General features: G+C 37.5%; 29 protein-coding genes and 1 pseudogene. 22 read left to right on the top strand and 8 right to left on the bottom strand.

Annotated features, from left to right (window positions below; translation table 11 throughout):
- Positions 1-86: 86 nt before the first annotated feature.
- Positions 87-926, top strand: coding sequence for an oxidoreductase (locus MKX65_RS13860; RefSeq protein WP_340906262.1), 840 nt, complete (start codon positions 87-89; stop codon positions 924-926).
- 69 nt (positions 927-995) lie between these two features.
- On the top strand, positions 996-2,477 hold the full coding sequence (dacB, locus tag MKX65_RS13855) for a D-alanyl-D-alanine carboxypeptidase/D-alanyl-D-alanine endopeptidase (RefSeq protein ID WP_160547075.1): 1,482 nt from the start codon (positions 996-998) through the stop codon (positions 2,475-2,477).
- Between the two features lie 26 nt (positions 2,478-2,503).
- On the opposite strand, the gene MKX65_RS13850 is transcribed toward dacB, so the two are convergent.
- Positions 2,504-2,938: a hypothetical protein gene (locus MKX65_RS13850; protein ID WP_160547076.1), complete on the bottom strand. Its 435-nt coding sequence runs from the start codon at positions 2,936-2,938 to the stop codon at positions 2,504-2,506.
- A 79-nt stretch (positions 2,939-3,017) separates the two neighbouring features.
- On the opposite strand from MKX65_RS13850, the gene MKX65_RS13845 reads away from it, so the two are divergent.
- The 12 genes from MKX65_RS13845 to MKX65_RS13790 all read left to right on the top strand — a co-directional run bounded on the left by MKX65_RS13845 (position 3,018) and on the right by MKX65_RS13790 (position 12,033).
- Positions 3,018-3,311: a putative quinol monooxygenase gene (locus MKX65_RS13845; RefSeq protein ID WP_160547077.1), complete on the top strand. Its 294-nt coding sequence runs from the start codon at positions 3,018-3,020 to the stop codon at positions 3,309-3,311.
- An 81-nt stretch (positions 3,312-3,392) separates the two neighbouring features.
- Positions 3,393-4,307, top strand: coding sequence for a CBASS cGAMP-activated phospholipase (locus MKX65_RS13840; protein ID WP_160547078.1), 915 nt, complete (start codon positions 3,393-3,395; stop codon positions 4,305-4,307).
- A 98-nt stretch (positions 4,308-4,405) separates the two neighbouring features.
- Positions 4,406-5,161 carry an exodeoxyribonuclease III gene (locus MKX65_RS13835; RefSeq protein ID WP_160547079.1) on the top strand — a complete coding sequence of 252 codons (756 nt, stop codon included), beginning with the start codon at positions 4,406-4,408 and terminating at the stop codon, positions 5,159-5,161.
- Positions 5,162-5,198: 37 nt separating this feature from the next.
- The gene (locus MKX65_RS13830; protein ID WP_160547080.1) at positions 5,199-5,771 is read left to right on the top strand and encodes a branched-chain amino acid aminotransferase; all 573 of its coding nucleotides are present in this window, start codon (positions 5,199-5,201) and stop codon (positions 5,769-5,771) included.
- A gap of 71 nt (positions 5,772-5,842) precedes the next feature.
- Positions 5,843-6,757, top strand: a complete 915-nt coding sequence (locus MKX65_RS13825; protein WP_160547081.1) for a DUF1002 domain-containing protein — start codon at positions 5,843-5,845, stop codon at positions 6,755-6,757.
- Between the two features lie 162 nt (positions 6,758-6,919).
- Positions 6,920-7,639 carry a DsbA family protein gene (locus MKX65_RS13820; RefSeq protein ID WP_160547082.1) on the top strand — a complete coding sequence of 240 codons (720 nt, stop codon included), beginning with the start codon at positions 6,920-6,922 and terminating at the stop codon, positions 7,637-7,639.
- Positions 7,640-7,661: 22 nt separating this feature from the next.
- Positions 7,662-8,186 carry a type 1 glutamine amidotransferase domain-containing protein gene (locus tag MKX65_RS13815; protein ID WP_160547083.1) on the top strand — a complete coding sequence of 175 codons (525 nt, stop codon included), beginning with the start codon at positions 7,662-7,664 and terminating at the stop codon, positions 8,184-8,186.
- A gap of 498 nt (positions 8,187-8,684) precedes the next feature.
- The gene (locus MKX65_RS13810; protein ID WP_340904067.1) at positions 8,685-9,194 is read left to right on the top strand and encodes a hypothetical protein; all 510 of its coding nucleotides are present in this window, start codon (positions 8,685-8,687) and stop codon (positions 9,192-9,194) included.
- A gap of 106 nt (positions 9,195-9,300) precedes the next feature.
- A complete protein-coding gene (locus MKX65_RS13805) occupies positions 9,301-10,431 on the top strand; it encodes a sensor histidine kinase (protein WP_340904065.1) in 1,131 nt (376 codons plus the stop codon).
- On the top strand, positions 10,428-11,027 hold the full coding sequence (locus tag MKX65_RS13800; RefSeq protein WP_160547084.1) for a response regulator: 600 nt from the start codon (positions 10,428-10,430) through the stop codon (positions 11,025-11,027). The genes MKX65_RS13805 and MKX65_RS13800 overlap by 4 nt, the downstream gene beginning before the upstream one ends.
- 140 nt (positions 11,028-11,167) lie before the next feature.
- Complete coding sequence (locus MKX65_RS13795; protein WP_119708635.1) at positions 11,168-11,362, top strand: hypothetical protein; 195 nt, start codon at positions 11,168-11,170, stop codon at positions 11,360-11,362.
- A gap of 170 nt (positions 11,363-11,532) precedes the next feature.
- Positions 11,533-12,033 carry a spore coat protein gene (locus MKX65_RS13790; protein WP_160547085.1) on the top strand — a complete coding sequence of 167 codons (501 nt, stop codon included), beginning with the start codon at positions 11,533-11,535 and terminating at the stop codon, positions 12,031-12,033.
- Between the two features lie 48 nt (positions 12,034-12,081).
- Here the strand turns inward: MKX65_RS13790 and MKX65_RS13785 are convergent, their stop codons facing one another.
- The 4 genes from MKX65_RS13785 to MKX65_RS13770 form a co-directional block, all read right to left on the bottom strand.
- On the bottom strand, positions 12,082-13,641 hold the full coding sequence (locus MKX65_RS13785) for a LysM peptidoglycan-binding domain-containing protein (protein WP_160547086.1): 1,560 nt from the start codon (positions 13,639-13,641) through the stop codon (positions 12,082-12,084).
- An 85-nt stretch (positions 13,642-13,726) separates the two neighbouring features.
- On the bottom strand, positions 13,727-15,148 hold the full coding sequence (locus MKX65_RS13780) for a prenyltransferase/squalene oxidase repeat-containing protein (RefSeq protein ID WP_340904059.1): 1,422 nt from the start codon (positions 15,146-15,148) through the stop codon (positions 13,727-13,729).
- 26 nt (positions 15,149-15,174) lie between these two features.
- Positions 15,175-15,339 (bottom strand): hypothetical protein, encoded by a 165-nt coding sequence (locus tag MKX65_RS13775; RefSeq protein ID WP_340903365.1) that lies wholly within the window; start codon positions 15,337-15,339, stop codon positions 15,175-15,177.
- A 53-nt stretch (positions 15,340-15,392) separates the two neighbouring features.
- Entirely contained in the window at positions 15,393-16,832 is a 1,440-nt protein-coding gene (locus MKX65_RS13770; protein ID WP_160549950.1) for a DDE-type integrase/transposase/recombinase, read from the bottom strand.
- Positions 16,833-16,999: 167 nt separating this feature from the next.
- Between MKX65_RS13770 and MKX65_RS13765 the strand changes: the two genes are divergently transcribed.
- The 4 genes from MKX65_RS13765 to MKX65_RS13750 all read left to right on the top strand — a co-directional run bounded on the left by MKX65_RS13765 (position 17,000) and on the right by MKX65_RS13750 (position 19,588).
- Positions 17,000-17,455 carry a hypothetical protein gene (locus tag MKX65_RS13765; protein WP_340904056.1) on the top strand — a complete coding sequence of 152 codons (456 nt, stop codon included), beginning with the start codon at positions 17,000-17,002 and terminating at the stop codon, positions 17,453-17,455.
- Between the two features lie 337 nt (positions 17,456-17,792).
- Positions 17,793-18,716, top strand: a complete 924-nt coding sequence (locus tag MKX65_RS13760; RefSeq protein ID WP_340904055.1) for a GNAT family N-acetyltransferase — start codon at positions 17,793-17,795, stop codon at positions 18,714-18,716.
- Positions 18,717-18,843: 127 nt separating this feature from the next.
- The gene (locus MKX65_RS13755; protein WP_340904054.1) at positions 18,844-18,996 is read left to right on the top strand and encodes a hypothetical protein; all 153 of its coding nucleotides are present in this window, start codon (positions 18,844-18,846) and stop codon (positions 18,994-18,996) included.
- A gap of 79 nt (positions 18,997-19,075) precedes the next feature.
- Positions 19,076-19,588 (top strand): GNAT family N-acetyltransferase, encoded by a 513-nt coding sequence (locus tag MKX65_RS13750; protein ID WP_340904053.1) that lies wholly within the window; start codon positions 19,076-19,078, stop codon positions 19,586-19,588.
- Between the two features lie 41 nt (positions 19,589-19,629).
- Here MKX65_RS13750 and MKX65_RS13745 read toward each other — a convergent pair whose 3' ends face one another.
- On the bottom strand, positions 19,630-20,385 hold the full coding sequence (locus MKX65_RS13745) for a MerR family transcriptional regulator (RefSeq protein ID WP_340904051.1): 756 nt from the start codon (positions 20,383-20,385) through the stop codon (positions 19,630-19,632).
- 243 nt (positions 20,386-20,628) lie between these two features.
- On the opposite strand from MKX65_RS13745, the gene MKX65_RS13740 reads away from it, so the two are divergent.
- From MKX65_RS13740 to MKX65_RS13720, 4 genes and pseudogenes are all read left to right on the top strand, one after another.
- Positions 20,629-21,828 carry an MFS transporter gene (locus MKX65_RS13740; protein ID WP_340904049.1) on the top strand — a complete coding sequence of 400 codons (1,200 nt, stop codon included), beginning with the start codon at positions 20,629-20,631 and terminating at the stop codon, positions 21,826-21,828.
- Positions 21,829-21,949: 121 nt separating this feature from the next.
- Positions 21,950-22,662: pseudogene (locus MKX65_RS27120) on the top strand (DUF421 domain-containing protein).
- 73 nt (positions 22,663-22,735) lie between these two features.
- Positions 22,736-23,413 (top strand): NAD(P)H-dependent oxidoreductase, encoded by a 678-nt coding sequence (locus MKX65_RS13725; protein WP_340904047.1) that lies wholly within the window; start codon positions 22,736-22,738, stop codon positions 23,411-23,413.
- A gap of 136 nt (positions 23,414-23,549) precedes the next feature.
- Positions 23,550-24,083 carry a topology modulation protein gene (locus MKX65_RS13720; RefSeq protein ID WP_340904046.1) on the top strand — a complete coding sequence of 178 codons (534 nt, stop codon included), beginning with the start codon at positions 23,550-23,552 and terminating at the stop codon, positions 24,081-24,083.
- A 51-nt stretch (positions 24,084-24,134) separates the two neighbouring features.
- On the opposite strand, the gene MKX65_RS13715 is transcribed toward MKX65_RS13720, so the two are convergent.
- Together MKX65_RS13715 and MKX65_RS13710 are read right to left on the bottom strand one after the other, a co-directional pair.
- Positions 24,135-24,458, bottom strand: coding sequence for an ArsR/SmtB family transcription factor (locus MKX65_RS13715; protein WP_340904045.1), 324 nt, complete (start codon positions 24,456-24,458; stop codon positions 24,135-24,137).
- A complete protein-coding gene (locus MKX65_RS13710; protein WP_340904044.1) occupies positions 24,458-24,874 on the bottom strand; it encodes an SRPBCC family protein in 417 nt (138 codons plus the stop codon). The genes MKX65_RS13715 and MKX65_RS13710 overlap by 1 nt, the downstream gene beginning before the upstream one ends.
- Between the last annotated feature and the right edge of the window lie 48 nt (positions 24,875-24,922).

Here is a 24,922-nt window from a genome sequence, read left to right as displayed (position 1 = left end):
GATAAAAATGGTCAAGGTTCCTATGAAGGGGTCCTTGGCTTTTTTTGTTAAAATAAGCGATATAAAGGGAATGGGGGACATTTATGATCGGTAAAAAAATAGCCATTGTTACAGGTGCATCAAGTGGTTTTGGCATGCTAACAAGTATTGAGCTAGCTAAGCAGAATTATTATGTAGTTGCGACAATGAGGAATGTAGATAAAAGGTTTGCTTTACTAGAGAGGGTAGGAGAAGCAAAGGTTGCAAAACTTGTAGAGGTCTTTTCTTTGGATGTAACAAATGATCATTCTTTACTAGTATTTAAAGAGAAACTTAGAGAGCTTGGACGAGTAGATGTGTTGGTCAATAATGCAGGTTATGCTGGCGCTGGGTTTTCTGAAGAGATACCGATCAATGAGTATCGACAGCAGTTTGAAACGAATGTGTTCGGAGCAATTTCTGTCACACAATTATGTCTTCCTTATATGCGAGATCAGAGGAACGGGAAAATTATTAATGTTAGCAGCATTAGTGGAAGAGTTGGTTTTCCTGGGTTATCACCCTATGTAGCTAGCAAGCATGCATTAGAGGGCTGGAGCGAGAGCTTAAGGCTCGAGGTAGGTCCTTTTGGTATTGATGTGGTGTTAGTAGAACCCGGTTCTTTTCAGACGAGTATTTGGTCGTCTGGAAAGCAGATAACAGATAAATCACTGCAGTCACATTCACCCTACTTTTCTTATATGGAAAAACTATCGTTACATCATGAAAAAGGTGAAGCCTCATATGGCGACCCATTAGAGGTGGCTAAACTCATTACAGAAATCTCTCAACAATCCTCGACTAAGCTAAGGTACCCAATTGGGAAAGGGGTAAAGTTTACTTTGTTCATAAAAAGCTGTTTTCCATGGAGGCTATGGGAGCGTATGGTAATGAAAAAAATAGAGTAGATTTACATAGATTGAATTTCTGTAACATATATTAGTAGGACTGAAACGATTCATAAAGGAGCAGAGATATTGTACCAGAATAAAATTAAAGTGATCGTCTTAAGTCTACTATTTACAGGGGTTTTACCTGCTCTCACTGCTACTGCTCCTCATGTAAAAGCAAATACTCAAGGCTCTGTTCTTAGTCAGCAATTGGATTCATTTATTAATGAAGAGCCACTATTAACCGGAGCGATAGTAGGTGTTAGTATTAGAAACCAACAAACAGGTGAAGTAATATATGATCATCTGGGATCAACAAGACTTCGGCCTGCTTCCAATTTAAAGTTAATCACAGCGGCTAGTGCCTTAGAAGTACTGGGAGAAAACTATACCTTCTCTACTAAACTTTTTGTAAATGGAAGGATTGAAAAAGGAGTGCTAAAGGGTGATGTAATTATACAGGGGGGTGGGGACCCTACCCTACAGCAATCTGATTTACAAGCTTTTGCTCAAAGCCTCAAAGAGATCGGAATAAAAAGTATTGGTGGACAGATCCTTGGAGACGATACAAGGTATGATGACATTCGTTATTCCATTGATATGCCATGGAGTGATGAAGAAGCCTATTATGGCGCAGAAATATCTGCATTAACTTTATCGCCTGATCAGGATTATGATGCGGGTACAGTAGCACTAGAAGTAAAGCCTGCAAAAAAGGTAGGAGAAAAAGTAAGCTTTACGATGAGGCCAGAAAATACATATGTTCAGGTTGTAAATGAAGCAATAACAAGCGCAAAAGATAGTAAAGAGGATCTTACGTTCACTAGAGATCACTCTACCAATACGATCACGATTTCTGGTCAGATTCCTCAAGGTGCTACAAGTGAAAGTGAGTGGATAGCGGTTTTTGATGCTAGTAAGTATGTTGTACATGTTTTTGATGAGGAGTTAAAAAAAGTGGGTATCCAAGTGGATAAAGGATTCCGCCTAGGAGTGACACCAAGTAATGCGCGTTTAATTGACGAGCACAAATCGATCTCACTAAGAGAGTTATTAGTGCCTTTTATGAAGCTTAGCAATAATGGACACGGTGAGCTATTGGTGAAGGAAATGGGGAAGTATAAAAAAGGAACGGGTAGTTTTGAAGCAGGATTAGCTGTTATGAATGAGAAGCTAACCCCATATGGAATGGACTTTACCAACCAAGTGATAAGAGATGGTTCAGGGATTTCTCATGTGAATTTAGTACAACCGAATGAACTCACGAAGCTGTTGTTCTCTATACAAACAAAGAGCTGGTTTCCAAGCTATTATGGTGCCTTGCCAGTAGCTGGAGCAAAGGAAAAACTGGTAGGTGGAACATTACGGTATCGGATGAATCAAGAACCTTTAGTAGGGAATGTTGTGGCAAAAACCGGAACATTAACGACAGTAAGCTCCATATCCGGTTATGTAAAAACGAAATCAAAGGGCAACATGATATTTTCTATTCTAATAAATAATGTGATGGATGAAGAAAAAGCAAAAAAAGTAGAAGACCGAATGATAGCAATATTAGCGAATCAATAAAGAACCTAGGGAAGGAGCCCTAGGTTCTATTCCTTTTCTTTGGGTTGAAACTTTAATAACTTCATTAACTTTTCTGTTGAGGCTTTAATCGTGTAAAAGTGAGGATGGTTTTCATCATCCCAAATGAGGATATATGGCTCTTCCTCCTCATATGAGAAAATAAGAACAGCCTCATTGACAAAATCATTGAACCATTCATTTTTAACCGTGACGGGTGGATCTAGAGGTATCTTGACCATTACACCTTTTTTGGGGAGTGGATCAAGATTTGTGTACACGCCTGAAATACTTTTAATGATCTTTTCTGTTTCCTTTTGAATATCAGAAGTTGCCGGACTCTCCTGGACGACTTTTCCTTCTTCGATATCAAAAATCTCAACTGGTTTTTGCTCGGCAAAACTAGCAAGTGGAGCTAGAAGGAAAAATACGAAACCAATAACTAGAGTTTTTATTTTCATCATGCATCACCTCATAACTATTATTCCCAATTTAACCGAAATTTTGCTAAAATAAAAGAAGTTGAAAAAGGAGGCATTCTTGATGAATATTATTCATGCACATTTAAAAATAAAGTCAGAAAAACGTGAAGAATTTTTGGAAGTGGTTAAGCCGTTGGTTGAGGGTTCGCAAGCGGAAGAGGGAAATATTCGTTATGAACTATATGAGTTAACCACTGATACTAATACATTTGTCGTATTAGAGGAATGGAAAGACATGGATGCGATTAAGTTTCATAATGAAACTCCGCACTATAAAGACTGGGGGAAGGTAAGCTCAACCTATCTTGCGGCTCCACCTGTTGTGTCTGTTTTTGAAGCAACTAAAAAAAATTAATATTTAATGAAAAACAATCATGTAATTGGTTGTTTTTTTTTTGTTTGGGGAAGTTAAGAAGAATGGAGGAAAGGTGAAAACATGAAGATGTTATGTATTGATGGTGGAGGAATTCGAGGGGTATTTGCAGTTGCTATTCTTCAGGAATTAGAAAAGGATATAGGAATGAGCATTCGAGATTCCATTGACCTTGTTGCGGGTACAAGTACAGGCTCAATCATAGCTGCTTCCATTGCTGTAAAAAGGGAAATGGATGAACTCCTCGAAGGGTACCGCCACTATGGAAGAAGAATTTTCAAACGGAAAGCAAGAATAGGCTTGTTTCGCAGTATTTATAGTGATCGAGATCTACGCCGCTTTATACAAAAAGCATTCAAGGAGAAATCTCTTGCTGAAGTAGGAATTCCACTTTTAATTCCTGCAGTCAATGTAACGGAAGGGAAACCATATGTTCATCGTTCGCATTATGCTGTTCATGAGAAAGGCGAAAATGATCATATTAAGCTTTGGGATGCTGTATTATCCTCATGTTCTGCTCCTATCTACTTTCCACCTAACAATATTAATAATGAAGTCATTACCATTGATGGAGGTCTCTGGGCCAACAATCCGTCACTCGTATGTATTACGGAAGCCATAAACCATTACGAATTAGAAATGGGACAAATAAAAATATTGTCAATTGGACTTGGTCAACAAAAAATCAATTTTAATTCTAAAAAATCTCATTTATGGGGCATAAAGCATTGGATGCCTTTCCGGTTACATACGATGACCTTTACACCAAAGCTTTTGGACCTTGCCCTCCATTTATCATCGGAATCCATCTCATATCAGTGTCAACATTTACTTGGAGATAACTACTTACGATTAAATACGGATTTAGGTAAGGAAGTTCCTTTTGACCAAGTAGAGACAATTGACTGGCTTATTGAATTAGGTCGGCAAGTATATAAAGAGAAAAAACAGGAAATTCTGGGATTTTTACAAAACTAAAAATAAGGATGCAGAAACGTGCATCCTTTTTTCATTTTGGACAGACGATTTAAATTATAGTAAAATGAGCCTCAGATTTAAATAGAGGAGAAAAATAGATGAAGTTTATATCTTGGAATGTGAATGGTTTAAGAGCTTGTGTTAAAAAAGGCTTTTTAGACTATTTTAATGAAATGAATGCAGATTTCTTTTCGTTACAAGAAACGAAGCTGCAAGAAGGTCAAATTGATTTACAGTTAGACGGTTATTATCAATTTTGGAATTATGCAGAAAAAAAAGGTTACTCAGGCACAGCTATCTTCACAAAACATAAACCACTCTCTGTTTCATATGGTGTGGGTGAACATGAATCGCAGTCAGAAGGGCGAATTATTACCCTTGAGTATGAAAATTTCTACGTAGTAAATGTGTATACACCAAATTCACAACGTGATTTAGCTAGATTGCCCCTCCGTTTGCAATGGGAAGATGAATTATCTGACTACTTAACTCATCTAGATAAGAAAAAACCGGTTATCTATTGTGGGGATTTAAATGTGGCCCATGAAGAGATTGATTTAAAAAATCCAAAGAGCAATATCGGAAACTCTGGTTTTACGATAGAAGAAAGAGGTAAGATGTCCAACCTACTAAGCTCTGGCTTTGTGGACTCCTTCCGCTATTTATATCCAGAACAAAAAGATACGTATACTTGGTGGTCATATATGAGTAAGGTCCGAGAAAGGAACATCGGATGGCGTATTGATTATTTCATTTTATCAAATAGGATTGCTCCGAATTTAATAGACTCACAGATTCATTGCGATGTCATGGGAAGTGACCACTGCCCGGTATGTATTGAAGTGAGTTTGTAAAAACTGAATATAGCAATTACTTTAGGAGGATTCTCTCATGTTAAAAGAATCATTACAGAATTTAATTAAAAATCAAAGCAAAGTTGAATTGTATCCAGAGGAATACGATTTTGTCATAAACAATGGACTAACCAACTCTGATACGGAAGTTGTCAAAATTGATGGGAAATCTAGATTTCACGATGCATATATGGAACGCTCAAATAAGGAAACAGAAGAATTTCTGGGAGAGGAAAATGCGAACTTCTTAAATGAGCCGATTACGTATTTTAAGGAACATATGAATGAGTTTCTTTATATGGAATCGAAATGGTTTACGTTAATTGGAATCGATGCGATTTCCTTTGAAGTTGACGACTTATTTAAAACATACGATGTGATGCTCGGTCTAAAAATTCAAAAGAAGTATTCCTCAAAGCTTAGAGACTATTTTACGGAACACTCAGAAGATCCTGAAGAACCTGTAGACTTAATGTTTGACGCGCAAGAAGGCATTTGGAATATCAATTTTTCCCTACATACACTTCCAGGTTTTCGTGAGGATATGACCGTTGCGGAGGCTTACCAATTGGTATACTCATTTATCTTTTCATTTGTTCAAACGATTTAATTTAATGAAATATTAATTAGTCAAGAACATAGGATAGAGAGTACATGCTTACCCACTTAGGAGGAAATAAAATGAAGCTGTTAAAATGGATTTGTATGGTTGCCCTAGCTTTTGTAGTGGTCAGTTCAAATCAAATGGTTTATGCCTCAACTGATTCAAATGATGAGGAAAGTATTAATGAAAAATTTGGTCTTCCGATTGTTGTATATGGTGAAGCCTTGTCCGACAGTCAGAAAGCAGAGGTAAGAGACCTGCTTGAGATAAAAGATACTAGTAAAGTAACAGAAATTACTGTAACAGGGGAAGACCTTGTTTATTATATTGATGGAGATAAAAACTCAAATATGTACTCCTCCGCAAAGATTACACGTAAGGATAAAGGAGAAGGCCTGGTTATTAACCAAGTTACACCAGAAAACATTACAGAAGTAACGAGTGAAATGTATGCCAATGCTCTATTAACTGCGGGAATTGAGGACGCAATTGTAGATGTAGCATCACCTGTTAAGGTAAGTGGACACTCTGCTCTAGTTGGTATTTATAAAGCATACGACGAGGGTAAAGGGACAGAGTTGAATCAAGAACGTACGGAAGTAGCGAATGAAGAACTAACGCTAGCTACAGATCTAGCAAAAAAAGAAGGGCTCGATGAAGATAAGGTAAGTGAGCTGCTAACAGAAATAAAAAAAGAAATTGCCGAACAAAAACCAGCAACAAAGGAAGAATTGGAGCAATTGATTGACGAGAAGCTCCAAACCTTAAATGTTCAATTAACTGCAGAAGATCGCCAGCTACTAATTGACCTTTTTGAAAAAATGCGTAATCTCAATATTAATTTTGATAATGTTCAATCACAGCTAGAAGATCTATCAAAGGATATCCAAAATCGTATTGAGAATGCAATTAGTGAAAATAAAGGGTTTTTGGACACCATAGCTAATTTCTTTAAGTCGTTTATTGATAGTTTGAAGAGCTTGTTTTCATAAATTTTGAATCCCACTATGGTGGGATTTTTTCATGTGAGCAGAATGATTTACAGCGAAATGTGGGAGGGGTACAATTAACGAATCACAAGAGCGTTTAATTACGGTTTCTTGTTGCAAACTATGGTTCATATGCAAGTAAATTATGTTGTAGGTGGGGTTTCTATGAAGATTGAAGTATGGTCAGATTTCGTTTGTCCATTTTGTTATATTGGAAAAAGAAGATTAGAGGAAGCGATTAATCAATTTCAACATAAAGACCAAGTAGAGGTAGAGTTTAAAGCATTCGAATTGGATCCTAACTCGCCGTTAGATCCAACTATGAAAATTCATGAGGCATTGGCTAAGAAATATGGAATGAATGTGGAAGAAGCGAAACGAGCAAATGAAAACATGGCGAAGCAAGCAGCTTCTGTCGGCTTACAATTTCGCTTTGACGATATGATGCCAAGTAATACCTTTGATGCTCACCGTTTAGCTAAGTATGCTCAGACGGTAGGAAAAGAAAAGGAACTGACTGAAAAGCTTTTGTATGCTTATTTTACGGAGAACAAACAGTTATCTAAAAAAGACGTATTAGTAGAAATTGCTGAAAGTGTGGGTATTGGAAGAGTGGAAGTAATGAAAGTATTAGACGATAACACTCTTTATGCGAATGATGTTCGTATCGATGAAACGATGGCACAGCAGTACAAAATAACAGGCGTACCATTCTTTGTTGTGAATAATAAATATGGTATTTCCGGAGCACAGCCTTTGGAAACATTTAAAAATGCGTTAGAAAAGGTTTGGGAAGAGGAGAACGCTATTAGCCCGCTTCAAAATCTGTCTTCAGATGAGGCGGGAGTTTGTACAGATGATTCTTGTGAGATTCCAGAGAAGTAAATGGATATAAGGAGTGAGGAAATTGAAGTTAGAAGGGAAAAAAATCATCCAGTTGGTTAGCAATGACTTCGAGGACTTAGAATTATGGTATCCTGTTTTGCGACTTCGTGAAGAAGGGGCCATCGTTGATATTGTAGGAGAAAAAGCTGGAGAAACGTATATCGGGAAATATGGAGTTCCTATTAAATCAGATCGGGCCTTTGCAGATATTAACCCAGACGATTACGATGCCATTCTTGTTCCAGGTGGATGGTCACCGGATTTATTAAGAAGATTTGAATCGATTCTCAGCATGGTTCGTTCTATGGATCAGGCAGAAAAACCGATTGGCCAAATCTGTCACGCAGGATGGGTATTAATCTCTGCAAAAATCTTATCAGGCCGAAAGGTAACAAGTACTCCGGGAATTAAAGATGATATGATCAATGCGGGAGCTGAGTGGGTGGATGTTCCAGTTATCGTGGATGGACATATAATCTCTAGTCGCCGTCCACCAGATTTACCTGACTATATGAGAGAATTTATAGCTGTTTTAGCTAGTAAATAGTCACCACTCATTACAGACTTAGTAAAAGGTCTCGGGAGCATGAGCTCTTGGGACCTTTTGTCTGTTTTCTTTAATATCAATATTTGGAGATAGGTTGGAATGGGGGAGCTGAATTGAAGTTTAGGACCTTAGAATTCCAGAAATTAGTAGAATGAGGGAACAAAAATTAGATTTAGTGCCTTCGGATTCCAAAAATTAGTAGAATGAGGGAAAAAATTAGATTTAGTGCCTTCAGATTCCAGAAATTAGTGGAATGAGGGAACAAAAATTAGATTTAATGCCTTCAGATTCAAGGTATTAGTAAGGAGAACTAAATTAAATTTTATCCCATTTAGTTGGAGCGGAGGATGGTGACTCGGACCTGCCTGCCGAAATATCTCCGTATCACAACGCACATCTAACCGGTCAGTTTTTACTATTGCTAATATTAATGATCTGAATCTTTTTAAACATTGCCCCGTATATAAGATAAGTTAAAAGCAGTAAGGGGGAGTTCTGGTGAACCAAAAGAAACTGTATTTTTCCGATTCATTCTTTTCTACAGGGAAGACAGATATTTTAACGGAAGAGGAAGAAAAGATTGGAGAGATTGATCTTAAAAGTATGTTTTCTTCGTCTGTAGATATTTTGAATGGAAAACATGAAGTTTTAGTGAGTGGAAAATTCCCGATGCTAAGTATCCATTGGAGAATATTAGATCAAGAAGGTACTGAGTTAGGAAAGTTAAAGGAGAAATTTGCTTTCTTCTCAAAAAAATATTTGTATGAGGCATATGATCGGGACACGTTTTTCATCGACTCTGAATTGTTTTCAAAGGACTATGTGATCAAACGAGAGTCAGACGAAACAGTGATTGCGACATTTAAAAAAGTAAGTGGCATCTTTTCATCTGCCGCTTACGAATTAGACAATCTCTCTAATACGTTAACTTCACCAGAATTAATAGCTGTTATCATGGGTGTAAACGCTATGCAAAAGCGTAATAACTCATCAAATGCCGCAACATAATCTAGAGTTCGCTTACAAAGGTTGCTAATTATAGGCAACCTTCTTTTCATTTCGTAAAGATATGATACTATATAGAAAAAGCTGGTAAGAAAATGAGGTTTGATTCGTGTTTAAAAAACCAATATCAAAAAGAAATTGGGGAATATCGCCATATATTTGGAGCGTTATCAGCATACTCCCTTTTTATTTTATCTTTCAATCATCATCCACTCCTGAAATTGTTGCAGGAATCATACTGACTGTTATATTTTTCATTACCTTACGATTTGCGTTTTTATCAAAACGATGGCCTGTCTACTTATGGACGATGATATTAATCAGTATTTCTATTACTATGGCTATTCTTTTTTCGTTTGTGTACTTTGCTTTTTACATAGCTTATTACAACGGTAATATTAAAAAACGTGTTGCATTTATGACTTTATACGTCATTCATCTTGTCGCAACCACGTTTGCAATCAATTACAATGTGGTTTTACAAGATCCTCAGTTTATAAGACAGCTACCATTTGTCATTATCATCTGGATAAGTGTTATTTTATTACCTTTTAATATATATAATCGTAAGAAGCAAGAGGTGCTTGAAGAAAAGTTGGAGGATGCGAACAAGCGGATTGCCGAATTGGTGAAACAAGAGGAAAGGCAACGGATTGCTCGAGATTTACATGATACATTGGGACAAAAACTTTCTCTCATTGGCTTAAAAAGTGACTTAGCTCGAAGATTGATCGCGAAGGATCCTGAACAGGCCAAGGATGAGTTAAAGGATGTACAGCAAACGGCAAGAACCGCATTAAACGAGGTGCGACAATTAGTATCACAAATGAGAGGGATTCGGCTCGACGAAGAAATTGTACTCGTTAGACAAATATTGAAAGCGGCAGATATTGAGTTTATCTTTAGCCAAGGAAAAACAGTTACTAATATATCGCTTTTTCTTGAAAATATTTTAAGTATGTGTATTAAGGAAGCAATAACGAATGTTGTGAAGCATAGTCAGGCGAATGTCGTTCAGCTGACGATAAAACAATCATCAAAAGACCTAACGATCATCGTTCAAGACGATGGAATTGGTATTTGGCAAAAACAAAGCGAATCATCTGGGCATGGATTAGTGGGGATGAGAGAACGTCTTGATTTTGTTAATGGAAGTCTCAAAATCATCGGTGATGGTGGAACCAAGCTAATTATGAAGGTGCCTCTTGTACAGGTCGCAAAGGAGGAAAATTCAGTATGATTAAAATCGTTATAGCAGAGGACCAGCGTATGCTGTTAGGAGCCTTAGGATCTCTATTAAGTCTAGAGGATGATATGGAAGTAATCGGCAAGGCGAATAATGGAAACGAAGCGGTTTCCCTTGTGAAACAATTACAACCTGATATATGTATCATGGATATTGAAATGCCTGAAAAGACAGGGCTTGAAGCGGCTGAAGAGCTAAAGGGTGGAAACTGTAAAGTAATTATTCTAACTACCTTTGCACGTTCAGGCTATTTCCAGCGAGCACTAAAAGCGGGAGTAAGAGGGTATCTCTTAAAGGATAGTCCAAGTGAAGAATTGGCAAGTTCAATTAGAAATATTGTAGAAGGCAAGCGAATTTATGCACCTGAACTAATGGATGATCTTTATACTGAGGAAAATCCTCTAACGGAAAGAGAGCGCGAGGTTCTTGAGCTTGTTGCGGAAGGAAGGAATACGAAGGAAATCGCTGAGCAGTTAAACATTAAAACAGGAACGGTTCGAAATTACATATCAGCCATTTTGGAGAAACTTGAGGTTACGAACAGAATTGAAGCCATAACACAATCGAAAGAAAAGGGCTGGTTTAAGTAAAACTCTTATACATGCCCACCTGCTCTACCATAGGATAATTTCCTATGGTTTTTATTTTTTATTGAAAATTGGTCATATACCCTTAACACATCAAGAAGTATCGTGACATAACCTATATTAAAAAGGTAGGAGGGATTAAGATGAGTAATAAAGAAGAATTTGAAAAAATTTCCAAACAAAGTATGGATTTATTAATTAATGCTACGTTAAAAAGACATGGCATAAATCTTAATACAAAGCCACAGCTTTCAGATGAAGATAGAGCAGAATTAAAAAGTTTAATTGAAGGACTTAAGCAAAACGTGGAGTCTCTAACGAATATTACAAAAAAGTAAAGGGTAAAAGTGGTTGTGACAAGCAACCACTTTTTCTAGTTTAATACCTAAAAAAATAACTAGTCTATAGTCCATTTTTCTATAAATATAGTCTTTTGCCCTGACAGACCGGGTCAAACTTACATATACCAATAGTGTAATAACTAAAACCATTAAGGAGGAAATCATATATGGGTTCAAGAGTATGGAAAGGCGAAGCCCCAGTTCTTGCTGACAATAGAGGCGGCTACGCATACGACGCACCTCAAAAATTTAATGCATTAGATCCTAATTGCGCACATCCTTGGGATTTCTGCTCAGGTGATGAAACACAGGAAGCTGATCAAACAACTAAAAGCGTGCAAGCATCCTACGAGTCAATCGTAATTAAAGATTCTTGTGATGTGGAAGTAATCACTACTGACACGCAAGCAGCCATCAATCTTCAAGTAGCTCTTCAAGCTGCTATTCAACTAGTGATTAGCATCTCAATCGCTAGTAGCGAACAAGCTGAAGTATTAACACAAGAATTAACGCAAAAATTAATCAATAAGCAAGTCAATCGTCAACAAACGTATATCGAAAACTCTCGTGGCGTAAAAGTAACGACTACTGACACAGATTTAGCTGTTAACGTACAAGTGCTTCTACAAGTTCTACTAGCTCTAGTTGCTAGATTAGACATCCTATAATCATGAGAGAAAAACAAGGAGCTAAATAATAGCTCCTTGTTTCTTTATTTATCTCACTCCAGCAGCCTTTTCGACTTGGACTTGGTGGGAAGAATCAGGTTTGCCATCCACATGTCTTGTACTACCTGAAAAGTACACATCAAAGTGACCCGTAATTCCGTTGTCCATAATGTATTCTCGTTCATGTGGGTAAAAGCTCATACTTGCGGCCAGTTTTCTTCCGTCTACCTCAACAATGACAGCTCGTGGAGTCCAGGAATAGCCTCCCCAAATGTTTTTTGCGGTATTTGAATCGGTTACTGTAATCGTCTCACTATCTGCGTGATTAGCGCCAATCGTCCGTTTTATATTAAATGATTTGCCTGTAGCAACATCTGTTACCTTTGCTACTTTGCCAATTGTAAATACATATTGAGCTTCCGTCCACCAATTTAATAACTCACCATGACTCGGACTGACGGTCTCTTTTACAGGTATATTATGAACGGGGATTCGCAACTCTTGACCAATCGAGAGCATACTTGAGGTGGTTAACCCATTCGCTTGTAAAAGTTCTGCCTGTGGAATTCCGTATTTTATACTTAGACTCCAAATCGAATCACCAGCTTGAATTTTATGCGTGGTAAAGCTAACTGTGCTGATCGGAGTGGAAGTTGCTTTATCACTAATCCGTAATACTTGACCAATTCGTAATACATCACTAACTAATTGGTTACGAGATCTTAGTTCATCAACTGTTAATCCAAACTTTAGTGCGATAGAATACAGATTATCCCCACTTACAACTGTATATGTGTCAGGGAGCGATGGGGTAGATGAGATCGGTCCTGAAGTTGGAGCTTCCGATTGTGTTGAAGGAATCGTTAATACTTGTCCCAAACTTAATACGTCGCTTGATAGCTGATTATTCTTTTTTAGTGTATCCACTGTAGTATGATATTTTTTAGCTAGGCTATAAAGTGTATCTCCAGCAACAACCGTGTGGGTGACAGTGGTAGGTTTGGCTGTGGTTTCCGAAATAGTAGGAGTTTGTGCTATTTCAAGAATAGCTGGAATAATTAGTTTTTGATTTATGGATAGTGTTGTGGATGACATTTGATTGGCTTCTTTTATGCTATCAACTGTTATATTGTATTTTTTCGATAAACTATATAATGTATCTCCAGCTTGGACCGTATGGATCGCTTTTGGAATAACAAGCTTTTGTCCGATCGTTAATGTGTCAGAGGATAGCTTATTCGCACTTTTAATAAGATCCACAGAGGTCCCAAATTTTTTGCTTAATCCCCACAATGTATCACCAGGAGAAACGGAGTAAAAGAAGTTAGAATTTGTCTGCTCAATAGAAGTATTAGCAAAGGCGCGATCAGCTGCTATTGGCAAGGTGCTCATTACGAAACCACCTAACACAACCTTGACAACTGTAATTCTGATCGAAGGATAACGATTTTTTATTAAAAGAGTTGCTTGCTTCATAATATCAGTGCGGATGGATGACTTTGTGCCAAGTTCCTGTGAAAACTCAGTTAAAGTATCGTCCAAGTAAAGAATGAGTTCATATGCTCCGTTATGATTTTGGAGTAACTTATGCCTGATAAAATTGTCCATTCAAATACCTCCTAGAAAGACTACCTAGGAGGTATTTTCCACAGTAAAAAATTTGTTATGCATAAATGATCTTATTCACTGAATTCTATAAATATTTTCGTTGATAATTACTAATTGTAACAAGAGGCCAAATGTAGTTATAACTATGATAATGAATATAAAAACCACCAGGCAAACCGGCCCCTGTTGGATACTCAATCGTCCAATTTGTTTTTTCAAATGATGATAAGAGAAATTCCATTCCAAGCTCTATTTCTTTTGTTGGTTTATCATAATAATGTATCAGTGCGTCAAGAGCCCAAGCGGTTTGTGAAGGGGTACTAGCATAAAGCGGCGTATATTTCATTTTCATGTCACTTGAGCATGATTCACCCCATCCGCCATTATTGTTTTGAATGGAATTCAACCAATTGATCGCTCGTTCGATGGAAGGATCGGACCGATTAACTCCGCAAGCTAATAATCCGGTAACGGCTGCCCAAGTACCATAAATATAGCAAATTCCCCAACGACCATACCATGAGCCATCCTCAAGTTGATGCTTCTTTAGCCAATGTATTCCTTTTTTAATTGTGGCCGAATTTCTATCAATATTCGTGTATTCTCCTAGAAAATGAAGTGTCCTACCAGTCAAATCAGCAGTGGATGGGTCAAAAAGAACTCGATCCTGGTATCGGAAAGGGATAAAAGAGAGCCACTTGTTTGTGATATTTTTTTCAAAAGCAGCCCACCCTCCGTCCTTGTTCTGCATGGAAATTACCCAGTTTACTCCTTTTTTCCAAGCGGTTGAAGGAGTTTTTTTTGCAATAGTGGAAGGCGCAAGGGCACGTAAGGCAGCGGTCGTATCATCTATATCTGGGACCATCGTGTTGATTGGAGAAAAACCCCAACCACCCGGTGGAGTGTCTGGACAATTTATCACCCAATCACCAAAGGTAGTATGTTGGTGATTTAATAAATATTGAGTGGAGCTTGCTATCATTGTATCCGAATCCTTTACACCTGCGATATGCAAGGCACTGCTAATTAGTGCAGTATCCCAAACCGTAGATGGTGAGTTTTCAATATAATAGAGGTCTTTCTCTTCAAAGAGAAAAGATTTCATCCCCTCAATGGCATTTTTAATAAGGTGATGATCTTTTTTGTATCCGAGTGCTAATAGGGAGTAAATCATAAAAAAGGTAGAGCTAAAATAGCTAAATAGTGTACCATTCGACTCTATTCTTTCAAGCATGTAAGCTTCACCTTTATGAAAAGACTCTTCATGAATTTGTTGGGGTATTTTTGCTAGTTTTATAGCTTCTGATTTAATTTTTGAGAGTAATTTCATTGAGCGTTCGTCGATTTGTGACGGATCTTCTTCTCTATCTATATTCAAGTCTTCTAGAGAAGGGCATTGAGGGTGAATATTCATAAAATTTTTATTTGAACAAATGATAATCGGGACCCAATGAGCTCTAGCATAGCCAACGATTTCAAATATAGAAATGGGCGACGGTAGTGTCAAAAGTTCTATGAAAACTATGTAAAGTATTAGATCACTTCCATTGGGGGGACGTGAGGCCCCGCAATCGCTCTTGACAAACAGTCGAAAAAGGTTGCGATAAAAGTATCAAGGGCGATGGGAACAAAAGTAGGCATGACAAATAACCCTTGACCATTACCAATTTTAACCTTTTTCTCCATTCGGTTTGTCAAGAGTTCGCTTCGCCGATTACTGAATAGCCCAAGGGGCTCAGCTAAACAAAAAGTTAGGCGGTTTGCTGCTCGATAATCCAGTTTTGTGCTAACTCAATCAGTTTTGTCCAACGTGCTGGCATTGTCGGAAGCCCTGATAATTCTGGGTTCACGACAGGTACCTTACCTTCCAAGGTGGCGTGCGGCCTTAAAAAGTTAAAGTAAGCCACAAATAAGGTGACAAAAGAAACCGACCCTTGTTGCGAGCCAAAGCCATGAGTGGAGCGATAATTGCCTTTAAATGTTCGATTCAGTCTCTCGATTACCTGTTTTAAAGGTCTATATTCAGTTGAAACTGGGTCATCATTTGTAAGCCCGATTACTTGCTTCACATCAAACGAAATGTCATGTTGTGCGAAAAAGTGTTGAGCTAGTAGGTAGATTGGATTTCCATCTACTACGAAAGTTAGGTCTTTCGGGATCTCCTTCATCTTTACTAACACTTCATCTATCGCACGAATGGCTGACGCTGTATCTCGATTAGGAGACACCGGATAGGAAAGAATGATCTTTTTAACCGCATCAAAAAAGAAAAATAAATAATGCCAGCGTCCACCGACTCGAATATAAGTTTCGTCACCACAGAATTGGTCGGAAAGCTCATACGGATAGTAATCCACATATGGCTTAAGCATAAGAGCCACGCTATTTTCGTAGTTCAATATCGTTTGGTGGGAAATAGCCACACCATGAACATCCTGCATAATGGCAGCTGTCCTACGGGCCGAAAGGCCGTAGTTAACATGGTAGGTTAATATCAAACCTAATGTATGTGGTGAAGCATAAATCCTAGACAAATCTACTGCTGGTAGTTCAGGCGTTTGCTTGGCCAAAGGTAGAAAATCAATATGAAACTGCCGAAAGATATATCTTATTTTAAATGCTTGAGGATCTTTCTTAAATCGTGTCTTCTCTTTGGAGGACATCGCTTTAAGGTTTCTTTGGTAAAAAGAACAGTTGTTGTTTTTGCATTTGTAGACGAAAAAGTCTTTTCTATCCTTAATTTTATCGAGTGATTTTGAACAATGAGGACACTTTAAAATGGCCTCTTTTGAAAAACGATTTTTATCACTGAAAAGACACGAACACACCTTACACTGAAATTGACCTTTATCTCCGTTATTGGCATAAAGATAGTCCGACGGAGCACCACACTTAGGACAATTCATTGATTTAGGTACAACAGTCTTGGAATTAGATCGCCTTTGAACAGGTTTTAGTGACTTACCGTGTTCGTTGAAATACTCCTTCAAAAGAGTTTTGTAATCAAGTTTTTCCAGTGGTTCGATTATCGGAAGATCATCTACCTGGAGTTTTCGATAGGGTTTATTCACAGGTTGCTCTGTTGGTTTTTCAAACATGTTTTTTCCGATAAGTAGGGTAAGCAATGTTCGAATGATTTGTTCTTGGTACTTAATAAAAGTTAATAAATAGGTTATAATTTGAGGGTACAACTTGTCACTTCCTTTTTAGGTTGGTGTTTGGTGTGGTAACCTCACTATTTCCTAAAATTCAGGGGGTGGCAATTTTTTTGCTCAAAAAGCCCTCTATCAAGGTATTTTATAGCCTATTTAATATAAAAGTTTTGACAATACGCAAAAATATATGGAGGTGAAATTATTTGAAAAGATTTTGTATCTTTCTTTTTGGATTGTTTTTTGTTGTTTCATTAACAGGATGTATTGGAGAAGAATATGATTTTTCTCCCCCTACTGCTTCACTTACAAATCCAGAGGATATTACTCAAGAAGAAAAATTAGCAGAAGCAAACATAAATTGGACTTTTGATGAAAAATACAACAAGGAAACGAAGGATATTCTTTCATTAGCAAAAAAGCAAAATAAAATGCACTTTAATTCTGGGCAGAAAGTTCAGTTTTCCCTTCAAGATGGATATTTTGACGAGAAAAATGTGAAAATTTCGCTTTGGCAAAATGAAAACAAAATAGATTTAGAAATGGATAATGCAGGTCCTTATTTCAACTTACCGAAAGATAAAGGCGAGTTTATGATTGTTTTAGACCTACCTACTGATAAAGGAACTGCCCAATATGTAGGAAATATCGTCATTCAATAATAGGAAGTTTAGATAAGGAAATAACAATGAAAAAACGCTTGGTAAATCCAAGCGTTTTTTGTGTTAAAACTTGTGCTAATTACAGAACGAATTATGCTGTTTTTAATACCAAAAATTCATTGTTATTTTAGATTTTCTCCACATTATCTGAACTACTTATTTCAAAGAGGGCCCTTTTTTATTTATAGAAGAATGTGGTGACAGACACCCTCCGTGGACAAAAGTGGGAAATTTGTCCGTCTCGGGTGGACACTTGGTGTTAGATTGTCAAATAGAGGAATTATCCTAGTTATGGAGAATAATTCTAAATAAAGATGGGGGATGAAAGGATGTACATATGGAGAGATTGAAGAAGCCCTATTTAATTAGAAATTTTGAGGAACAGGATGCCAATCAAATCGCCAAGTTTGATTTTATTTCCATGTTAGCTTATCGGTACAATGGGGACTATACTTCAGATAATATTTTCTGTGCTGTTAGTGAAGAGGGAGAAGTTTTCGCTTCCGCACATATTGCACCTGATCAGTCTTGGGGTTTAATCGAAGATCCGAACAAATCTTTGGACTTTGAATTTAAGCTACAGATGGACTTAGCGATAAATGAGAATACAACAGTCCCAAAAGAGGCAGTGAATGAGCTAATGGATGCAGTTATGATTAGAGCTAAAATGATTCGAAGCCAATACCCTAATAAAAAAATTACCCTTAGACATACGATATCTTCTGATGATTTTGAGGAGATGGATTTTTATTTATCAAAAGGATTTATAGCGAAAGAAAATCATTTGGTGATGAAAAGAGATTTAACTGAACCAATCCCTTCATATCCTCTACCAGCAAATATTAGGGTAATGAATTGGAAAATGGAATCTCAAGAAGAGCAGGAAAGTTATTTGCGTGCAGAGGCTGCTGGAGATCCGAACGGGATTTGTTGGAGCTTGAATCATCTTCAATGGACAAAGTCTGGGGCAGAATGGGCTACATTTACTGCATTTGATGGACAAAACGTAGTGGGTAGTGTTATGACATGGGGACTCGGAGAAAAGAGAAGTGCGACTGAAAATATCTTTGTTTTACCTAATTGGAGACGAATGGGGATAGCAAAGGCATTGATTACTGAAGCATTAACTTTTTTAAAGGAAAAAGGGAAAACGGAAGCAACATTAGGAGTGTTTGGAGACAATCGAAAGGCGATTTCACTATACCAATCCCTTGGATATCGCATGTTCTATACCATTATTGAGTTTGGATACGACCTTTAAAATCAGCCTGACAGTTGCTAATTCTTTTTTCATAAATTTTAATATAATTTCAGATAATATTATTTCCATTTACTGTGTATCCGAAGAGAATAGGAGCATGTTAATAATGACGAGGGAGGTGTTAAACTTGCCAAGTGGAAAAGAACTAGAGCAATTACCAATGGCAAATACATTACCTGGTGCTGGTAAAGACACAAGCAAAATGAATCGTACGACATTAACTGGAGTAACTGAAAGCGATTTGCCGAAGCCAGCTCAAGTTTCAAAAAAGAATAAGTAAGAAAACAAAAACCAAATCTTTTAAGTCAGATTTGGTTTTTTGTTATGGTAATATGTGGATTAAAGGGGGAGGGGAAAAGATGGAGATTAAAAACGCTGAACTAACGATTCGATCGCTCAGGAAAGAAGATGCAAATCATTTAGCAAAATGGCTTTCAAACCCTTCGGTACTAGAATACTACGAAGGTAGAGATCAACCTTTTACAATAGAGAAAGTAATGGAAACTTTTTTTCTGGAAGAGGAAGGGTTATCGCGATATATTTTTACATTAGAAGAAAAGCCCATAGGATATATTCAAACGTATACAGTAGAAGACGAGAAAGTAAAGACGTTTGGTATGGATCAATTTATTGGAGAAACGGATTACTGGAATAAAGGAATAGGAACCCTTCTTATTCATACAATGGTTAATTACTTAGCAACGCAAAAGAGCGCTGCAAGAATCATAATGGACCCACAGGCTAGTAATAAAAGGGCAATAAGATGTTACGAAAAATGTGGATTTGAAAAAGTAAAATTGCTTCCGAAGCATGAATTCCATGAAGGAGAGTTTCGTGATTGCTGGTTGATTGAATTATTAATAGAAAGGTAAGTCCATGCTGTAAAAAAAGGAGGGGCAAGTCGCTCCTCCTCTTATTTTGTATAAATGGCTATCGCATCACGTAAAAACTCTGTCGTTCCAGGTTGGTCCTTATCGTAGTAGGCAGTGAATCTTTCATCATCGACGTACATTTGGGCAAGACCAGCATGTGCTTCTTTACTGTACGATGGCCAAAAATAGCAAAGCCATTCCTTATGAAGCTCGGCTGCTTGTTGTGCAAGCGGACCTGCGGGATCACCACTTGTAAAAGCCTGAGCCAAAACATCTCTTATTTGTTGCTCTAAAGTTGTCACCTTTTTATAGTCCTCCTCAGACAGGTTCATTAACTTGGCATTGGATTGTTCTACCGTTTCTTTTCCATACTTTTCACGAATCTCTTTTCCGTATTTCTTTTCATTTTCAGCAAGTAAGTTCTGTTTAAATCCTTCAAACTTCTCTTTATTTGACATGGTCATTCTCCCTTCAGATTCTGCAATAGTCTTTTCCACATTACAAATTAACGTTTCAATTTGTTGCTTCTTTTCAATTAGCTTTAAACGATGTTCTCTAAGCGCTGTTTCTGCGTCAAACGTAGAGGAGGAGAGTATTTCTTTAATCATATCCAAGCTAACTCCAAGCTCTTTATAAAATAGGATCTGCTGAAGGCGATTCACCTCCGATTGCCCATAAATTCGATATCCATTAGAATTCACCCTGCTTGGTTGCAGAAGACCGATTTGGTCGTAATACCGTAATGTTCTCGTACTAATTCCAGCCAATTGTCCGAGTTTTTGAACCGTGTATTCCATATGCTTCACCTCCTGATAAAATCAATATAAACCTTTACGTAGCGTTAATGTAAATAGGGGAAAAAAAATTAAGGGAAATTGGCCTCCCTATACCTGAAACCTTCACCGTATAGAAATGTAAGTATCGTTAAAAATAATAAAAATATGATCCAATATGTAATCAAATGTACTTGTTTTTTTTTATTACGAGGACTATAGTTATCTAGTAATGACAGATGTCAAGACAAGAGGAGGGTTACATAGATGGAAAATAAAGCAATTTCACAAAAAAAATTACTCAGCATCGCAGGTCTTGGTTGGATGTTTGATGCGATGGATGTTGGTATGCTTTCTTTTATCATTGCAGCTCTAAATGCTGATTGGGGATTAACTCCTGAACAAATGGGTTGGATTGGAAGTGTGAACTCGATAGGGATGGCTGTTGGTGCTCTCGTTTTTGGTATTTGGGCAGATCGAATTGGAAGAAAGAATATTTTTATTATTACTCTACTATTATTTTCATTAGCGAGCGGAGCTTCAGCCTTTACTACCACTTTAGCAGCTTTTCTCGTTTTGCGATTCTTTGTAGGAATGGGGTTGGGAGGAGAATTACCTGTTGCCTCAACACTTGTTTCTGAAAGTGTACCAGCTAAAGATCGTGGACGTGTCGTTGTTCTCCTTGAGAGCTTTTGGGCATTTGGATGGCTTCTATCTGCACTTATTTCGTACTTTATTATCCCATCCTATGGTTGGAAAATTGCCTTGATTATTAGTGCTATTCCAGCGTTTTACGCACTTTATTTACGAGTAAACTTACCGGATTCACCAGCATTTTCAAAAAAGAAGGTAGAAAAAAGAACGGTGATTCAAAATATCCAAGACGTATGGTCAAAAGATCACTCACGTTCTACCTTTGTATTATGGGTTGTTTGGTTTACTGTTGTATTCTCTTATTACGGTATGTTCTTATGGTTACCAAGTGTGATGGTCATGAAGGGTTTTAGCATGATTAAGAGCTTTGAATATGTGCTTATCATGACGTTAGCTCAACTTCCAGGTTACTATACAGCGGCATGGTTAATTGAAAAACTAGGACGCAAATTTGTATTAGTCACCTATTTATTAGGAACTGCAGCTTCGGCACTAGTGTTCGGTAATGCTGAGACGACTGCCATCTTAATGACAGCGGGGATTCTATTATCGTTCTTTAACCTCGGTGCATGGGGAGCATTATATGCATATACCCCAGAACAGTATCCAGCTGTGATTCGTGGGACAGGCTCTGGGATGGCCGCTTCGATCGGTCGTGTGGGTGGTATCCTTGGTCCATTATTGGTTGGATCACTAGTTGCAGCAGGCTATTCTATCGGCTTTATTTTTACGATATTCTGTATTAGTATCGTTGTGGGAGTGGTTGTATTAGCGTTCTTTGGTAGAGAGACAAAACAAATTGAATTAACATAAATCTTACGCGAGAACCTGTTTCCAAAGTAAATGGAGACAGGTTTTTCATTTTTATTTGAAATAGTAGCGTTCTTTAATGGTTACGCTAAAGGGGAGCTTTATGCAAGAGAGGGAGATGGATGTGGAAGTACTAAAGGACATTTTATTAGTTTACGGTAGAATCTTTACTATTTTACCGCTCCTATTAATGGCCACATTGTTTATGGGGAAGAGATCAATCGGAGAACTTCCTGTATTTGATTTTTTAGTCATCATAACACTTGGAGCTATAGTCGGAGCGGATATTGCCGACCCAACAATAAAACAAATCCCTACTGCAGCAGCAGTAATTGCACTTGCGATCCTACAAAGGATTGTGACAGCCACCGTAATTAAATATCGGAGAATAGGAAAGGCACTTACCTTTGAACCTACTATTGTCATAGAAAATGGGGAGCTAATTGTAAATAATTTAAGAAAAATTAATTACTCCATCGATAATATTTTACAGATGCTTAGGAGAAAGAAGTATTTGACTTATCCATAGTTCAACTCGGAATCATTGAAGCAAATGGGCGACTTTCATTATTTAAATATGCTGGTGAAGCGCCAGTGGTCAAAAAGGATTTAGATCTTACTGAGGTAGACCATCAAATTAGTTTACCTGTTATTATGGAGGGAAAAATAGATACAACCACTCTTGAACATTTAAACAAAGATGAGGCATGGTTAAGAGAGGAACTCTCGAAAATGCAGGTAAAATTAAATCAGGTATTCTTCGCATCCATAAATGAGAATCTTGTATTACATATCTCTCTTCAAAATCAAGATAAGCCAAACTATATCAACCATTAAGAGCATTTTACTTCCCATCACATAAGGAATATACTATGATCAATACATCACAAACTATTAGGAGACGGTGCATATGACAGATCATTCGAAGAAAAAAGAAGAAGTTCTAGAGGCCTTTCGTTTTAGACATGCGACTAAATCTTTCGACGCATCCAAAAAAATTAGCGATGAGGATTTTCAATTCATACTTGAAGCGGGGAGATTATCGCCTAGCTCTGTTGGATATGAACCATGGAAATTTGTAGTTGTTCAGAATGCTGCCCTAAGAGAAAAATTAAGGGAAGTGGCTTGGGGAGCACAAGGCCAGCTTCCAACAGCTAGTCATTTTGTTGTAATTTTGGCAAGAACCATTAAAGATACAAAGTATGATTCGGAATATGTTAAACATCAAATGTTAGAGGTGAAAAAATTCCCTGAAGAGCTTTTGGGGAAAATTTTAGAAAGATATAAAACCTTTCAAGAAGACGATCTTAACTTATTAGAAAATGAACGAACGATGCTGGACTGGGCCGGAAAGCAAACGTACATTGCTTTAGCAAATATGATGACAGCAGCGGCACTAATTGGAATTGATTCTTGTCCAATTGAAGGATTTAGTTTTGATGAAGTACAGAAGATTTTGGAAGAGGAAAATTTACTCGAGGATGGACATTTGGCTGTTTCTGTTATGGTAGCGTTTGGATACAGAGAGAAGGAACCTCGACCAAAAATTAGGAAAGACTTGAAGGATATCGTTCAGTGGATTGAGTAGGTTGTATATATGAAGAGGGGAAAGAACTTTTGTGTTCTTTCTCCATTTTTATGTTGGAAAAAAAGATTATATTAGTGGAAAATGGTTTGTTGTGAGAAAATAGAAAAATATGACATGTGAGAAGGTGAGGAGAAGAATGAATCGAGTTATGGTGATTGGAGTATCGGCTGGTGTTGGGAAATCAACGTTTGCTAGGAAGCTTGGTCAGAGGTTACATATTCCCGTTCATCATCTTGATACCTACTTCTGGAAACCAGGTTGGATCGAAGCATCGAGTGATGAATTTTTTGAGGCTCAAAATAACCTTGTGGAGAAGGAAAAATGGATCATTGATGGAAATTACACAAAAACTATTCATATCAGAGAATTGAGCTGTGATACGGTCATTTATCTAGAACTCCCCTTACGAACTTGTCTTTACCGAGTAGTGAAGCGATTCCTAACGAACATCGGTCATACAAGACCAGATATGACGATCGGCTGTAAGGAGAAGCTAGATTGGAAATTTATCAAATTTATTATATCCACTTATTTTGCTAGGAAAGAGATGATGAAGGAAAGGTTGAAAACGTATAAAACGATGGGGAAAAAGGTGATTATACTTAAAACGAAGGAAGAGATTGATTATTTTATCACAAAATTGGACCAAAGCGGTAAAAGAGTGATATAACAAACGATTCTTAAAAAAGATAAAGAGTACCGACAATGGTACTCTTTTTACCTATTGTTCCTGTTCTTCAACAAGAAATTTAAGCATGGAGATCTTATTATCCCAGAACTGATCGAAATAACTTAACCAGTCTTTGATTTCTGTAAAGGTTTCTGGGTGAAGCTTGTAGATTTTTTCTCGTCCTGTTTTGGTCATGCCCACAAGCTTGGATTCAGATAATATTCGGAGATGTTTAGATACCGCTGTTCGAGTGATCGGAAATTGATCGCTGATCGCAGTTACCGATAAATCTTGCTTAGCGAGAAGCATTAAGATTTTTCTTCTTGTAGGGTCAGCAATTGCCTGAAACACATCGTGTTTTTGGACAGCGGACATTACGCTTCAACAACCCCGCGCAGCTTCACATCAACAAGAGGTCCCCATCCGCCATTCATCCGATCGCGAATCACTTGATGCGTTTCATTTGCCAATGGAATAACTTCCTCTGTGTCTCCCCAGCCACTATGAACAAGGGTAAACTCGGTCTTCTCGTCCAACTCTTTTAACTCAAATGTTACAACCCATCCATCTGTCCCCCAAGAAAATACGAGGCGGTGTGGCGGTTCTAGCTCTAACACTTTGCATGGACTCGGACCGAACGGAGACTGAATGGTAAAGTTACTACCAACTTCTTGTTGAAAGTCATTTGGCATAAACCAAGATGAAATTCCTTCGGCAGTTGCTACTGCATTCCATACTTTTTTAATTGGTGCTTGAAACACGGTTGTTTTTCGGATATCTTGAACCTTCATTTTTTCCCATCCTTTTAATATAATATGTAACCAAAAGGTTTCCTTTTG

The organism is Robertmurraya sp. FSL R5-0851 (assembly GCF_038002965.1).
In the GTDB taxonomy this organism is placed as follows: domain Bacteria; phylum Bacillota; class Bacilli; order Bacillales; family Cytobacillaceae; genus Robertmurraya_A; species Robertmurraya_A beringensis.
This window is presented reverse-complemented; position numbering and strand designations above follow the sequence as displayed.

What these genes read in the sequence shown, in the direction of transcription:
- MKX65_RS13850 (WP_160547076.1), bottom strand. Translation starts at nt 2,938, where the DNA reads ATGATGAAAATAAAAACTCTAGTTATTGGTTTCGTATTTTTCCTTCTA.
- MKX65_RS13845 (WP_160547077.1), top strand. Translation starts at nt 3,018, where the DNA reads ATGAATATTATTCATGCACATTTAAAAATAAAGTCAGAAAAACGTGAA.
- MKX65_RS13840 (WP_160547078.1), top strand. Translation starts at nt 3,393, where the DNA reads ATGAAGATGTTATGTATTGATGGTGGAGGAATTCGAGGGGTATTTGCA.
- MKX65_RS13835 (WP_160547079.1), top strand. Translation starts at nt 4,406, where the DNA reads ATGAAGTTTATATCTTGGAATGTGAATGGTTTAAGAGCTTGTGTTAAA.
- MKX65_RS13830 (WP_160547080.1), top strand. Translation starts at nt 5,199, where the DNA reads ATGTTAAAAGAATCATTACAGAATTTAATTAAAAATCAAAGCAAAGTT.
- MKX65_RS13825 (WP_160547081.1), top strand. Translation starts at nt 5,843, where the DNA reads ATGAAGCTGTTAAAATGGATTTGTATGGTTGCCCTAGCTTTTGTAGTG.
- MKX65_RS13820 (WP_160547082.1), top strand. Translation starts at nt 6,920, where the DNA reads ATGAAGATTGAAGTATGGTCAGATTTCGTTTGTCCATTTTGTTATATT.
- MKX65_RS13800 (WP_160547084.1), top strand. Translation starts at nt 10,428, where the DNA reads ATGATTAAAATCGTTATAGCAGAGGACCAGCGTATGCTGTTAGGAGCC.
- MKX65_RS13795 (WP_119708635.1), top strand. Translation starts at nt 11,168, where the DNA reads ATGAGTAATAAAGAAGAATTTGAAAAAATTTCCAAACAAAGTATGGAT.
- MKX65_RS13790 (WP_160547085.1), top strand. Translation starts at nt 11,533, where the DNA reads ATGGGTTCAAGAGTATGGAAAGGCGAAGCCCCAGTTCTTGCTGACAAT.
- MKX65_RS13785 (WP_160547086.1), bottom strand. Translation starts at nt 13,641, where the DNA reads ATGGACAATTTTATCAGGCATAAGTTACTCCAAAATCATAACGGAGCA.
- MKX65_RS13760 (WP_340904055.1), top strand. Translation starts at nt 17,793, where the DNA reads ATGGAGAGATTGAAGAAGCCCTATTTAATTAGAAATTTTGAGGAACAG.
- MKX65_RS13750 (WP_340904053.1), top strand. Translation starts at nt 19,076, where the DNA reads ATGGAGATTAAAAACGCTGAACTAACGATTCGATCGCTCAGGAAAGAA.
- MKX65_RS13745 (WP_340904051.1), bottom strand. Translation starts at nt 20,385, where the DNA reads ATGGAATACACGGTTCAAAAACTCGGACAATTGGCTGGAATTAGTACG.
- MKX65_RS13740 (WP_340904049.1), top strand. Translation starts at nt 20,629, where the DNA reads ATGGAAAATAAAGCAATTTCACAAAAAAAATTACTCAGCATCGCAGGT.
- MKX65_RS13725 (WP_340904047.1), top strand. Translation starts at nt 22,736, where the DNA reads ATGACAGATCATTCGAAGAAAAAAGAAGAAGTTCTAGAGGCCTTTCGT.
- MKX65_RS13720 (WP_340904046.1), top strand. Translation starts at nt 23,550, where the DNA reads ATGAATCGAGTTATGGTGATTGGAGTATCGGCTGGTGTTGGGAAATCA.
- MKX65_RS13715 (WP_340904045.1), bottom strand. Translation starts at nt 24,458, where the DNA reads ATGTCCGCTGTCCAAAAACACGATGTGTTTCAGGCAATTGCTGACCCT.
- MKX65_RS13710 (WP_340904044.1), bottom strand. Translation starts at nt 24,874, where the DNA reads ATGAAGGTTCAAGATATCCGAAAAACAACCGTGTTTCAAGCACCAATT.